The sequence below is a fragment of the Pseudomonas sp. KUIN-1 genome (assembly GCF_009176725.1).
GTDB lineage: Bacteria > Pseudomonadota > Gammaproteobacteria > Pseudomonadales > Pseudomonadaceae > Aquipseudomonas > Aquipseudomonas fragariae.
In genome coordinates this window covers 1999226-2012078 of the sequence record NZ_AP020337.1, presented here as the reverse complement: position 1 = coordinate 2012078, position 12853 = coordinate 1999226, and the positions used below count along the sequence as shown (strand labels likewise).

The following is a 12853-nucleotide window of genomic DNA, read 5'->3' as shown; positions in this document are numbered from 1 at the left end:
GGCCAGAATCCAAAGCGGATTTGTGTATAACGATGAGCGCACCCTCAAAACCATTGAAGAAGAACCCGCATGCGCAAACTGATAATCGAGCCACTGACCAAGGAAGCCTTTGCGCCATTCGGTGATGTGATCGAAACCGACGGCAGCGATCACTTCATGATCAACAACGGCTCGACCATGCGCTTTCATCGTCTGGCTGACGTGCAGACCGCGCAGCCGGAGGACAAGGCGATCATCAGCATCTTCCGCGCCGAAGCGCTGCCGATGCCGTTGACCATCGGCATGCTGGAGCGTCATCCGCTGGGCAGTCAGGCGTTCGTGCCGCTGCTCGGCAACCCCTTTCTGATCGTGGTCGCGCCGGTCGGCGATGTGCCTGAATCAGAGGCGACCCGCGCCTTCGTGTCGAACGGCAGGCAGGGTGTCAATTACCATCGCGGCGTCTGGCACCATCCGGTGCTGACGATCGAAAAGCGGGATGACTTCCTGGTGGTTGATCGCAGTGGCGAAGGCAACAACTGCGACGAGCATTACTTTGCCGAGAGCCAGTTGCTGGTTCTCGATCCCCACCCACTGGAAGGGTAAACACCGTGCTGGCACATATGATGGAATGGCTGAATCTGGGCGTGCGCTGGATTCACATGATTGTCGGCGTCGCCTGGATCGGCGCATCGTTCTACTTCGTCTGGCTGGAGAACAACCTCAACCGCAGCAACCCGCGTGAAGGCCTGTCGGGTGATCTGTGGGCGATCCACGGCGGCGGCATCTACCACCTGGAGAAGTACAAGCTCGCACCACCGACCATGCCGGAGAATCTGCACTGGTTCAAATGGGAAGCCTATTCGACCTGGCTATCAGGGGTCGCGCTGTTGTGCGTGGTGTTCTACGCCAACCCGACGCTGTACCTGCTGGCCCCGGGCAGCAGCCTGAGTGGCGCCGAGGGTGTGCACATCGGCCTGGGTTCGTTGTTCGTTGGCTGGTTCATCTACAGCTTTCTGTGTGACTCGCCACTGGGCAAGCGCCCAGCCCTGTTGGGCGTGGTCCTGTTCGTGCTGCTGGTGGCGGCGGCATATGGTTTCAGCAAAGTGTTCAGCGGTCGCGGTGCCTATCTGCATGTGGGCGCGATCATGGGCACCATCATGGTCGGCAACGTGTTCCGCATCATCATGCCGGCCCAGCGCGCGCTGGTGGCCGCCATTGCCGAGAACCGTACGCCGGACCCAAGCCTGCCGGCAAAAGGCCTGTTGCGTTCACGACACAACAACTACTTCACCCTGCCGGTGCTGTTCATCATGATCAGCAATCACTTTCCAAGCACCTACGGCAGTGAGTACAACTGGCTGATTCTCGCCGGCATCGCGCTGCTGGCCGTGCTGGTGCGCCATTACTTCAATACGCGGCACAACAGCCATCGATTCGCCTGGACCCTGCCGGTCGCGGCACTGGGCATGCTGTGCCTGGCGTATGTCACCGGCCCTGCGCAACCGCCAGCCAAGATCGTCTATCAGCCACTGCCCGGTACGGCGGTCGGCGGTCATCGGGCTGATGAGCAACCTGCGCAACCCGCCGCTGCGCCTGCCCAGGCAGCGCCTGCTCAGCCCGAGCCTGCCAAGGTGGCAGGTGCAGACTTCAACAAGGTGCACGACGTCATCCGGCAACGTTGTTCGGTCTGTCACTCGGCCACGCCTACCAGCCAGCTGTTCAGCGTCGCTCCGGCCGGTGTGATGTTCGATACGCCTGAACAGATCCAGCAACAGGCGCCGCGCATCAAGGCGCAGGCAATCACCGCGCCGATCATGCCACTGGGCAATATCACCCAGATGACCCAGCAGGAACGTGATCTGGTAGGCGCCTGGATCGATCAGGGCGCACACATCAACTGAGGCAACGGGCATTGCCCTGTTTTCGCTCCGGACGCCCTGCTCTGGAGCACTTGAGCACGGCGACGCGAGTCAGTATCCTCCGCCGCCGCTGCCAACCCGCCCCTCTCTTTGCCGACAGCTGAACCTGACCGGGCGGCCCATTGGCTGAACGGCACTCAGAACGCTGCCCCTTGAAAAAAATGACCTGAAATCGACACCTGGATATCGATTTGAAGGGTTACTTAAACTTTTTTTCACTGATTGGCGCAGCTCTTGCTAACAACACAAAGCTGACCAGACAGACAAATTATTGCAACCACCGACAAGGCGTCATGCATAGAACGCCAGTCCGAAAAAATCACGATCTACATCAAGGGGCTCACCGCATGAACCGTACGATTTCCAGTGCATTACTGGCCAGCAGTCTGCTGGCTGCTGCACCCGCCATGGCAGGGGATATTTTCCAGTGGCAGAGTAATAGCCTGACCTATCTCAATGGACGAGACTTTGCTGTCAACCCGGAAAATCAGCAGACCTTTACCTTTGAGCACGCGGACAGCTGGAAGTACGGCGACAACTTCTTCTTCGTCGACAAGATCTTCTACAACGGCAAGAAAGACGCCACCGCTGGCGATAACACCTATTACGGCGAGTTCTCGCCACGCCTGTCGCTGGGCAAGATCTTCGGCCAGAAGTTCGAGTTCGGGCCGATCAGCGATGTGCTGATTGCCGCAACTTACGAGTTTGGTGAGGGCGATAACGAGTCGTACCTGATCGGTCCGGCGTTCGACTTGAAGATTCCGGGTTTCGACTACTTCCAGCTCAACTTCTACCAGCGCCAGACCGAAGGCAATCGCCCGGGCGACGGCGTGTGGCAGATCACTCCGGTGTGGTCCTACACCATTCCGGTGGGCAAATCGGATGTGCTGATCGACGGTTTCATGGACTGGGTGGTCGACAACGACAAGACCTCGCGTGGCACTTACCACTCCAACCTGCACTTCAACCCGCAGATCAAGTATGACCTGGGCAAGGCATTGAATTACCCGGAGCGGCAGCTGTACGTGGGTATCGAATACGACTACTGGACCAACAAATACGGCATCAAGGACACCAGCTCCTTCGACACCGATCAGAACACCGCGAGTTTGCTGGTCAAGGTGTTCTTCTAAGCACGTTGTTTGACGGTGATGACGCTCACTCCGGAATTCTGTGGGAGCGAGCTTGCTCGCGAAGGCGGTGTTTCAGCCACCCTTCGGTTGGCTGTACCAACCCCTTCGCGAGCAAGCGAAGCGTCGCCCGGCTCGCCTTCACGGCCTTGGATCAGAAGTGTGGATGACCGCCTCAATCACTCCTTCGCAGCTTTCCAGACCTTGCCAATCAGCGTCACGACCAACACCAGCACGGCACCGGCAATGATCCCGGCGAGCGCATCGATCAGGGTCGGGACGATCATCGACAGACCGCCTACAGCCCCCGCTGCCGCTTCGGTCACGCCTTCGACCCAATGATGAGCGAACGGCAGGCCGTGGACCAGAATCCCGCCGCCGACCATGAACATCGCAGCCGTACCGACGATCGACAGCACTTTCATCAACACCGGTGCCAGCCACAGCAGGCCGGCACCGATCTTTTGTGACGCCGAACCTGCGCTTTTCTTCAGGTACAGGCCCAGGTCATCGAGTTTGACGATACCGGCCACCAGCCCGTAGACACCGACGGTGATCAGCACTGCGACGATGACCAGCACACCGACCTGATCCATGAAGGGTCTGGCCGAGACCACACCCAGTGCGAGCACGATGATTTCCGCCGAAAGAATGAAGTCCGTACGAATCGCGCCTTTGACGCGCTCCTTTTCGAACGCCACCATGTCCACTGAGGCATCCGTCGACGCCTGCTTACGCTGCTCATGCTCTTCGCCGGTTTCGGGATGCAGCCATTTATGGGCGATTTTCTCGAAGCCCTCGAAGCACAGAAACGCACCGCCGATCATCAGCAACGGCAGAATCGCCCAGGGTGCGAAAGCACTGATCAGCAACGCTGCCGGAACCAGAATGGCCTTGTTGAGCAGCGACCCCTTGGCCACGGCCCAGACAACCGGCAACTCGCGATCCGCCGAAACACCGGTGACCTGCTGGGCATTGAGCGCCAGATCATCACCCAGCACACCCGCCGTCTTCTTCGTGGCCAGTGCCACGTCATCGAGCAGCGTCGCAATATCGTCAAGCAGGGTAAGCAAGCTTCCAGCAGCCAAAATGAAAATCCTTGAGCAAGTAAAAAAAGGAAACGGCACTGATTGAATCATGCGCCAGAGTCAATCGTGTGGCAGTCAGCAACTCTGACCTTGGTCAGATGTGAACGTTTGACGCTGCATGCAGCAAACAGGCCACGCCGAACCCCGTCAGAGAGGTAATTGTGTCGTGGAAACGACCTGACGCAGCCCCATGAACGAACGGATCTGCCTGACACCGGGCAAGTACAGTAACTGTTCAGCGTGCAGGCGGTTGAAGCTTTGACTGTCCCGGGTGCGCAGCAACATGAAGTAGTCGAACTCGCCGGTGACGACATGAAACTCCATGCAGCCGGAAACCTTCTGCGCGGCGGCTTCGAATTGCGCAAATGAATCCGGTGTCGAGCGGTCCAGCACGACACCGATCAGCACCACCATGCCCGCGTCCAGAACATCGCCATTGAGCAGCGCCACCACGCCCTTGATCACGCCCGCCTCTTTCAGCCGCTCGACGCGCCGCAGGCACGCAGGCGGACTCAGTTTGACCTTCTCGGCAAGTGCCACATTGGAAATGGACGCGTCACGTTGCAGGGTCTTGAGGATGGCGCGGTCAATCCTGTCCAGCAGCGGCGTTACATCGGCACCGGACTTTTTAGTGCGTTCATTTATTGCTTTCATAATGAAAATCACACAATAAAAGTCTGTTTAGTTGTATTCAGGCTAACGCTTATTTTGTAGATAGACAATTCTTTGCAACCACGATTATTCGCAGTTTTCCTATGATGGGAGCCATGCCGGGCCGCTCGATAAACACATCGAGGCCCACCTTCAATGCCCGGATCAACTCATCAACGGAGACCCGATATGAACCTGAGCAAGTTCAAGCGCTACCCTCTGACCTTCGGCCCCTCGCCCATTACCCCACTGAAACGCCTGAGTGAGCACCTGGGCGGCAAGGTCGAGTTGTATGCCAAGCGCGAGGATTGCAACAGCGGTCTGGCCTTCGGCGGCAACAAGACCCGCAAACTGGAATACCTGGTGCCGGAAGCCATCGACGGCGGCTACGACACGCTGGTATCGATCGGTGGCATCCAGTCCAACCAGACCCGTCAGGTGGCAGCCGTAGCGGCGCATCTGGGCATGAAGTGCGTGCTGGTTCAGGAGAATTGGGTCAACTATTCGGACGCATTGTACGACCGGGTCGGCAATATCGAGATGTCGCGCATCATGGGCGCCGATGTGCGCCTGGATTCGGCAGGCTTCGATATCGGCATTCGTCCGAGCTGGGAAAAGGCCATGGCCGACGTCGAGGAAAGCGGCGGCAAGCCGTTCCCGATTCCTGCGGGCTGCTCGGAACATCCGTATGGCGGCCTGGGGTTCGTGCGTTTTGCCGATGAAGTGCGCCAGCAGGAAGAAGAGCTGGGCTTCAAATTCGACTACATCGTGGTCTGCTCGGTGACCGGCAGCACTCACGCAGGCATGCTCGTCGGCTTCGCTGCCGATGGCCGGGCACAGCGTGTGATCGGTATCGACGCGTCGGCCAAACCGGAAAAGACCCGCGCGCAGGTCCTGCGTATCGCTCAGAACACTGCAAAACTGGTGGAGCTAGGCCGCGAAATCACCGCCGAAGACGTGGTGCTCGACACCCGCTACGCCTACCCGGAATACGGCCTGCCGAACGATGGCACCCTCGAAGCCATCCGCCTCTGCGCCCGCCTGGAAGGCGTGTTGACCGACCCGGTCTACGAAGGCAAATCCATGCACGGCATGATCGACATGGTGCGCAATGGCGAATTCCCCGAAGGCTCGAAAGTGCTCTACGCCCACCTGGGCGGCGTGCCGGCGCTGAATGCCTACAGCTTTCTGTTCAAGGACGGTTGAGCCGAAAGCGTTCCTGCAGTCGATAACACACTTCGGCTGCAGTGTTCCCGGCTAAACCCGAAAATACTTCTGCAGGGCCTGCGCCAGCAGGCTCACCGCCTCGTCGTTCTGTGACGACGGCGAGCGCAGGAAGACGATTTCGTGCTCGGGTATTTCAGGCAGGTCATCGAGAATCTGCATGGCTTGCGTGACCCCGCTCCGATCGATGAGGCTGATCGCCAGGCCCGCTTCCACACAGGCCTTGATCGCCTGATTGGACGGGCTTTCGAGGACTACACGGATTTTGCGGCCATTGTCTTTGAGTGAGGCCAGCATGGCTTCACGATAAGGACATTGCGCTGCGTGAACGGCCAGCGGCACCGGGTCAGCGGATGCCAGTGCAACGCTGGCCGGCCCGACCCAGACCGGCTTGGTCGATACCAGAAACTGCGCATCAGCACTCAGCTGCCCTTTGGGTTGCGCGATCACTGCTGTCTGCAACTTGCCACGCGCAACCTGCTCGCGCAGGGCGTAGCTGGGTGCGGATTTCAACTCCAGCACGACATTGGGCCACGCGGCCGCGAACACTGGCAGGATGTCGCGAATGACATGCACGGCGTACTCATCCGGAACCCCCAGCGTGATGCGTCCGGCCAGATGAGTGCCTTGCAGATCCGCCAGCACCCGGTCGTGCGTGGACAGCAGCTCTGTCGTCGACAACAGCAGGCGCTTGCCCAGCGCCGTCAGCGACACTGCCTGGTTGTCCCGATTGAGCAAGCGCCCGCCTGCCACGGCCTCAAGGCGCTGGATATGCACACTCACCGCTGCCGGGCTTTTATGAAGTTGCTCGGCGGCTGCGGAAAACTTTCCTATCCGCGCCACCGCATGAAAGGTGCGCACCAGTTCGATGTCGAGAATGGCCGTCATGATTCAGAATTCCTGAATAACTCATGCAGTTAATTTTGATTTATTAGACTACGCCGGTTTCGTAACCTGTGTCCATGAACCCATACCTGTCGATTGCTCCGAGCGTCTCGCGGCCTGCCTGGCACCAGGCCATTCCTCTGCCCCTGCTGGAAGCTGCGCTGGTTCTGACCTGGAGTTCGGGCTTCGTCGGCGCACGCTTTTCCCTTGACCACGCGCCGCCGCTGCTGGTGGTGTTCTGGCGTTGTGTGGTGGTCACCCTGATCCTGCTGCCTTTTGTCGCCAGGCAACTGAGGTCGATCCCGGCTGCCACGCTGCTGAAAAACGCAGGTATCGGCTTGCTGGCCATGACCGGCTACGTCGCCGGGGTCACGCAGGGCATTGCGCTGGGTGTGCCTGCCGGCCTCGCCGCGCTGTTTGCCGATTTGTTACCGATGGGCATGGCACTCCTGGCGGCAGTAGTGCTCGGCCAACGGCTGGCCTGGCCAATCTGGGCAGGGCTGTTTGTCGGGCTGATCGGTGTAGTGCTGGTGACCTACAGCGCGCTGGCGGTGGGTGACGCACCGCTGTGGGCCTACGGCCTGCCGCTGCTGGGTATGTTTTCGCTGGCCATCGCGACGCTGTGGCAGAAACAATCCGGTACCGCGCAACCCATGGCACTGCTGCCCAACCTGTGGCTGCAATGCGCTGTCTCCAGCGTCGCCTTCGCGATCATTCAAGGCACACAGGGCAGCCTGGCGCCTGTAGCCAGCACCGGCTTTGCGCTGAGCGTGCTATGGACGGTGGGGCTGGCAACCCTGGGCGGGTACGGACTGTATTGGGTGTGTCTGCGCCGCGCGTCAGCCACCCGCGTCGCCAGTGTGCTGTACCTCAGCCCACCGGTGACGATGCTCTGGGCCTGGGCGATGTTCGACGAACCGCTGTCCTGGCAGATGGCGTCAGGCATGGCGGTGTCAGGTATCGGCGTGTGGATGGTGGTGCGGGCGGAACAACGGCAGTCGGCCTCTTGATGGGGTCAGGAGGCCGACTTGGCCTGGCGCAGATTAAATCTTGAAACGCGCGACCATGCTCTGCAAATCGCTGCCCAGACGGGCCAGCTCGACGGTCGATGCTGCGCTTTGCTCGGTGGCCGAAGCGGACTGATCGGCAATGTCGCGAACACTGAGTACGCTGCGGTTGATTTCTTCGGTCACGGCGCTCTGTTGCTCGGCCGCGGTGGAAATCTGCTGACTCATCTGTTCAATGGTGCCAATGGACTGGTTGATTTCCACCAGCGCCTGTTCAGCCTGACGAGCGAGCACCACGGTGCCTTCAGTGCGCTGCAGGCTGGCGTCCATAAGGCCCGAGGCGGCGCCTGTACCTTTTTGCAACGCCTGGATCAGCGCTTCGATTTCGGTTGTGGAGTTCTGCGTACGCTGAGCCAGCGAGCGGACTTCGTCAGCCACCACGGCAAAACCGCGACCCTGCTCGCCTGCCCGTGCAGCCTCGATGGCTGCGTTGAGCGCCAGCAGGTTGGTCTGCTCGGCCACCGCCTTGATCACGTCAATCACGCTGCCGATCTTGCCGCTGTCTTCGGTCAGGCGCTGCATGGCTTCACCCAGTTGCTGCACTTCACCGGCCAATTGACCGATTTCGCGCGTGGCATGCTGCACCACACTGCTACCGTGCGCGGCGCGCTCGCTGGCCTGCTTGGCGGCTTGCGAAGCGTCTTCGGTGTTGCGCGCCACTTCCTGTACGGTGGAGGCCATTTCGTTCATGGCGGTGGCGACCTGATCGACTTCGTTTTTCTGCAGGGTGACACCCGCGCTGGTCTGCTCGCTGACCGCAGACAACTGCTCGGCCGCCGTGGCGATCTGCGTCACACCGTTGCCGATGCCACCGATCAGACCGCGCAGCGAAACGGTCATGTGTTGCATGGTGTTCTGCAGCAGGCCCAGTTCGTCCTGGCGGGTGGTGCTGCTGTCATGGGTCAGATCACCGTCGGCAATACGGCGCGCCGCAATCACGGTGCTGTTCAACGGCACGGTAATCTGACGCGTGATCAGGAACGCAGCAAAGATGCCGACCAGCAGCACGACCAGCGCTACGCTGAGCAATTGCACCACAGCGGTTTGTTGTTCTTTCTGGGCACTGATGACCTGCAGCGCCGCCAGATCATCGGCACGGGCTGCGGTCGCTACGGATTGTTGTTGCAGGTCATTGCGGATCTGCTCGGTCTGCTGAAGCATGTCCGAAATCGACGTCATCAGCACCTTGTACTGTTTCAACGCCACCAGCGCGGCATCCACTGCGGCATTTGCCTCGACAGGCAACTGGCTGCGAGCGGCATCCACTTGCGCAATCAGGGCGTCGGCGGCCTTATAGGTGGCCTGACGGTTGTCGGCATTCGGAACGCTCAGGTAGCGGCGAAACACCAGACGGAAATTGGTCATGCCGTTACGCAGGTCGCCAGCGATCTTGACCTGCCTGATGCCGGTTTCATTCGGCGCGCGCAAGGTGTCGTCAATGGTCTTGTTCAGCAGATTCTCGAAGGTCGCGCTGACGTCATCGGACACCTTGATGATCGGTTTCAACGCCTCGTCGACTTTCTGATTGATGCCGACCAGCTGGTCGAACGTCTGCTTCAGACCGCCCACCTGCTCCTTGATCTCGCGCAGCTTGGCCAGGTTGCTCGAGATCACGAACACCTGCAGGCCCTGATCGACACTGCGGCTCAAGGTATCCAGCGCGCTGGCGTAATTCTGCACACCTGCGGCGGTAGGGCCGGTCGCATAGGCTTGCGCAGCGATCCGGGCATTCAGAACGTCAGCCTTGATCTCGGCGACCTTGCTGCTTTTGCCCATGCGCTCGATCAGCAGGTTGGTGCTGGAGTAACCGATCACGGTAACGGTCAGTACCCCGAGCAAAATAGCGGCAAAGCCCAGCCCGAGCTTCTTGCTGACTTTCAGATTGTCCAACCATTTTGCGCTCATTACGTGTGTGCCTTTAATTTTTCCGGAATACCCGTGAGTCGGCGCTGAAAGAGTTAACTTGATAGTTAATGTGTCTGGAATAACGGACCGGTCGAGAGAGAGAGGACCTCGCACCCCATGAATTACGGGCTCAGGGATCGATGATTAAGATTTATTTAAGTTGCATGAGCAGAATTTTCCGATGATTGGTGCTGTAGAAAACAGCAAGAAAGTGCCACTAAAAAGCCACATCAGCAGCCTGTACAGAGCCATCGGACATCTACAGCAGTGTCAGACGTTATGGTTCGTGAAATGAACATCCAGCCGGATGTTTTCCGGCTCATCGATCGCCGCCAGGTACTCGTCCACGGTGATTTCTCCGACGCAGGCCCGAGCGCCCGGCAGTGGACGATAGCCACCGGCCATTTTGCTGCTCAGCGCGACGGCGGCACTGCCGGGAATCTCCGGCCCCTGGTCGTTCAGTGCAGTCAATTGCGCACGCATGTGCAACGGCTGGCCGTCGAGGTCGAGGCCATCGACATCGATGTACATCGCGCTCTTTCGATCACCCCAGTGTTCAAAGCGCGCGCCCCAACGGTACAGGCGCTCGGCCCACGGCGCAGGATCGCGCAGCAGCCCGCAGCGAATCGCCAGCGCCAGCAGCCAGGTCGCGATGCCGCCGGCCTTGAGCGCGGAACCGGCCTTGAAGCTCAGGTTCTGCGCGGCGTAGCGTGTCGCGAATACATCCAGGTCCGGGACGTCGGCATTGGCCACCAGCCGCGTGCCCATGCCGTGCATCCGGCGCAGGGTCAGGCCCATCCAGCCATGGACTTCGTGGACATTGCCGTTGCGCAGTTGCCTGATCGGTCGTCCGGCATTGGCCAGCACGCCGCGCACAGTCGACAGACCGGGCATTTTCGCTGCCGAGGAGATGCCATGCTCTATCGAATCGATACGCAGAAAACGCTGCCGATGCTGATCGATGATGGCGGCCGAAAGCGTCGGCACCGAGCTGCACCCGCTCAGCACGCTGACACCTGCCTCACGCGCCTGGGCATCGAGGGTAGCGATACCGGCGACAAACGTCCGGCAATCGGCCAGGTCGCAATAATTCACGCCCGCTTCGATGCAATGCCGGGCCACAGCATACGACTGCCCCTGAAAAGGCCCCGCGGTGTGGATAAGCAGATCAATGCCCAATCCACCCAGCTCAGTGCCCGCGCCGTCCTGCATGATGTCCACGCACCAGCTCTCGCAGAACCTGCCCCCCAGCGTTTGCAGTGCGGCGACCTTTTCCGCCAGTTTGCGCGGGTCACGACCGGAAATGACCAGATCGATGTGCGGCATCATCACCAGATGATTACAGATGAGGCTGCCGAAGTTACCGTAGCCACCGATGACCAATACGCGAAATGCCATTGACTCGTCCCTGACCTGCCGAAGGATATGACCCTGCCTGGTTGCGTCACGATTACCGTGAGCAATGGCGATGAAATGCGCGTGCATTATTGATCATTGACCGCAGGCCGAGTACAAAACCCTGTGCCTTTTTTGATTGTCCCGGGAGCAACGGATGCTGGAACTACACACCGAACGACTTTATCTGCGAACCCTGCTCGCCAGCGACTGGCCACTGTTTTTGAGGCTGCATTCCGAGCCCGAGACCATGCGCTACGTATTCGGAGAAATCGAAGAGGCGCAGATCCGTAAAGGCTTCGATCATCGCCTCCCCGAGTGGACGCCGGCGTCCGATCACTGGCTGTGCCTGGTGGTCACAGACACACAAAACGATGCAGAGCTGGGGGTCAGTGGCTTTCGCATCCTGTCGCCGGGTCATGCCGAAGTGGGCTGTCTGTTACTGCCGGAACATCAAGGCAAGGGCTTCGGCACCGAGTCACGCCGGGCAATCATCGACTACGCCGCTGCCATCGGCCTGGATTCACTGGAATCGACCGTGACCGACGGCAACATCGCCTCCTGCAAGGTCCTGGAGAAATGCGGCTTCACCTTCGAGCGCCGCGTCCCGCAGGCCTATCAGATCGGCGATCAGTGGTTCGACGACCTGATATACCACCTGCCACTGCGCTGATGAAGCAGCTGAACGGTGTTCGCCGGTCAATCCGCAAGTGCCTTCAGGCCTGAGGCCGCCCTCCGAGAATCGTCACCCGCTCGCCATGGCGCGAGTGCGGGAAGTAATCCCACACCGCGTGATGCTGGGTGCAACGGTTATCCCAGAACACCAGCGTGTTCGGTTCCCAGCGCACGCGACAACTGAGGCAAGGTTCGCGGGCGATCAGCTCGAACAGCATACTCAGCACGGTGCGGCTCTCGCCGGGCGAGAGTTGCACGATATGCGAGGTGAACCCGGAATTGACGAACAGGCTGCGGCGTCCGGTTTCAGGGTGGCGAACCACCACCGGGTGCTCGCTTTTCGGGAGGCCGGGAGGTGGCTGATAGCCCTTCCACGGAATCTCGCCATCGTGAATGGCTGTCAGCCCGCCGAGAAACTGCTGCATCGCCGGCGAGAGCATTTCAATGGCCAGGTGCATGTTGGCAAACAGCGTGTCGCCGCCGGTGCCGATGGCGGGTGTCTCCTTGACGTACAGCATCGAGCCCATCGACGGCTCCAGATCAGCGGTGCCGTCGGTGTGCCATTGCTCGCCCGCAGCGAAACGCGATTGGGCGTTGGCGCGCACCACGACCAGTTCCGGGTCATCGCCATCGATGCTGTCCACCGGCAAGGCGCGCAACGGACCAAACAGTCGGCCGAATGCCTTGTGCTGCTCGACCGTCAGGTGCTGGTCGCGAAACACCAGCACGTGATTTTCCAGAAAGGCCCGGCGGATTTCCGTCAACTGCTCCGCACTGAGTGGCTGCGACAGATCGACACCGCCGACCTCGGCACCGATGATCGGTGTCAGGCGGTTGACCGTGATGCTCTGATACGGCGCACGCACGGCGCCTGCGATGCCTTCTATGGCCTTGAGTGCCATTTGATCCATGATCCCTCACCTTCAGGTTGTTGG

General features: G+C 59.9%; 12 protein-coding genes and 1 pseudogene. 6 read left to right on the top strand and 7 right to left on the bottom strand.

Annotated features, from left to right (window positions below):
- Positions 1–69: 69 nt before the first annotated feature.
- From KUIN1_RS09430 to KUIN1_RS09420, 3 genes are all read left to right on the top strand, one after another.
- Positions 70–582, top strand: coding sequence for an ureidoglycolate lyase (locus KUIN1_RS09430; RefSeq protein WP_003415815.1), 513 nt, complete (start codon positions 70–72; stop codon positions 580–582).
- 5 nt (positions 583–587) lie between these two features.
- Positions 588–1880, top strand: coding sequence for a urate hydroxylase PuuD (locus KUIN1_RS09425; RefSeq protein WP_024651259.1), 1293 nt, complete (start codon positions 588–590; stop codon positions 1878–1880).
- Positions 1881–2245: 365 nt separating this feature from the next.
- Positions 2246–3031, top strand: coding sequence for an outer membrane protein OmpK (locus KUIN1_RS09420; RefSeq protein WP_003423373.1), 786 nt, complete (start codon positions 2246–2248; stop codon positions 3029–3031).
- Positions 3032–3207: 176 nt separating this feature from the next.
- Here KUIN1_RS09420 and KUIN1_RS09415 read toward each other — a convergent pair whose 3' ends face one another.
- On the bottom strand, positions 3208–4116 hold the full coding sequence (locus KUIN1_RS09415) for a DUF808 domain-containing protein (RefSeq protein WP_003404371.1): 909 nt from the start codon (positions 4114–4116) through the stop codon (positions 3208–3210).
- 147 nt (positions 4117–4263) lie between these two features.
- Positions 4264–4770, bottom strand: coding sequence for an Lrp/AsnC family transcriptional regulator (locus tag KUIN1_RS09410; RefSeq protein WP_003315203.1), 507 nt, complete (start codon positions 4768–4770; stop codon positions 4264–4266).
- A gap of 186 nt (positions 4771–4956) precedes the next feature.
- Here KUIN1_RS09410 and KUIN1_RS09405 point away from each other — a divergent pair, with 186 nt between their 5' ends.
- Complete coding sequence (locus KUIN1_RS09405; RefSeq protein ID WP_002552793.1) at positions 4957–5973, top strand: 1-aminocyclopropane-1-carboxylate deaminase; 1017 nt, start codon at positions 4957–4959, stop codon at positions 5971–5973.
- Positions 5974–6024: 51 nt separating this feature from the next.
- Here KUIN1_RS09405 and KUIN1_RS09400 read toward each other — a convergent pair whose 3' ends face one another.
- On the bottom strand, positions 6025–6879 hold the full coding sequence (locus tag KUIN1_RS09400; RefSeq protein WP_058822608.1) for a LysR family transcriptional regulator: 855 nt from the start codon (positions 6877–6879) through the stop codon (positions 6025–6027).
- A 74-nt stretch (positions 6880–6953) separates the two neighbouring features.
- On the opposite strand from KUIN1_RS09400, the gene KUIN1_RS09395 reads away from it, so the two are divergent.
- Complete coding sequence (locus tag KUIN1_RS09395) at positions 6954–7886, top strand: DMT family transporter (RefSeq protein ID WP_032655312.1); 933 nt, start codon at positions 6954–6956, stop codon at positions 7884–7886.
- Positions 7887–7919: 33 nt separating this feature from the next.
- Here the strand turns inward: KUIN1_RS09395 and KUIN1_RS28580 are convergent, their stop codons facing one another.
- From KUIN1_RS28580 to KUIN1_RS09385, 3 genes and pseudogenes are all read right to left on the bottom strand, one after another.
- Positions 7920–8624: a methyl-accepting chemotaxis protein gene (locus KUIN1_RS28580; RefSeq protein WP_373686962.1), complete on the bottom strand. Its 705-nt coding sequence runs from the start codon at positions 8622–8624 to the stop codon at positions 7920–7922.
- Between the two features lie 201 nt (positions 8625–8825).
- Positions 8826–9719, bottom strand: a pseudogene (locus KUIN1_RS28575) (methyl-accepting chemotaxis protein); the annotation flags it as partial.
- Between the two features lie 399 nt (positions 9720–10118).
- On the bottom strand, positions 10119–11246 hold the full coding sequence (locus KUIN1_RS09385; RefSeq protein ID WP_116886360.1) for a saccharopine dehydrogenase NADP-binding domain-containing protein: 1128 nt from the start codon (positions 11244–11246) through the stop codon (positions 10119–10121).
- 154 nt (positions 11247–11400) lie between these two features.
- On the opposite strand from KUIN1_RS09385, the gene KUIN1_RS09380 reads away from it, so the two are divergent.
- On the top strand, positions 11401–11916 hold the full coding sequence (locus KUIN1_RS09380) for a GNAT family N-acetyltransferase (RefSeq protein WP_003404381.1): 516 nt from the start codon (positions 11401–11403) through the stop codon (positions 11914–11916).
- Positions 11917–11959: 43 nt separating this feature from the next.
- Here the strand turns inward: KUIN1_RS09380 and KUIN1_RS09375 are convergent, their stop codons facing one another.
- A complete protein-coding gene (locus KUIN1_RS09375; RefSeq protein WP_152091951.1) occupies positions 11960–12829 on the bottom strand; it encodes a TauD/TfdA dioxygenase family protein in 870 nt (289 codons plus the stop codon).
- Between the last annotated feature and the right edge of the window lie 24 nt (positions 12830–12853).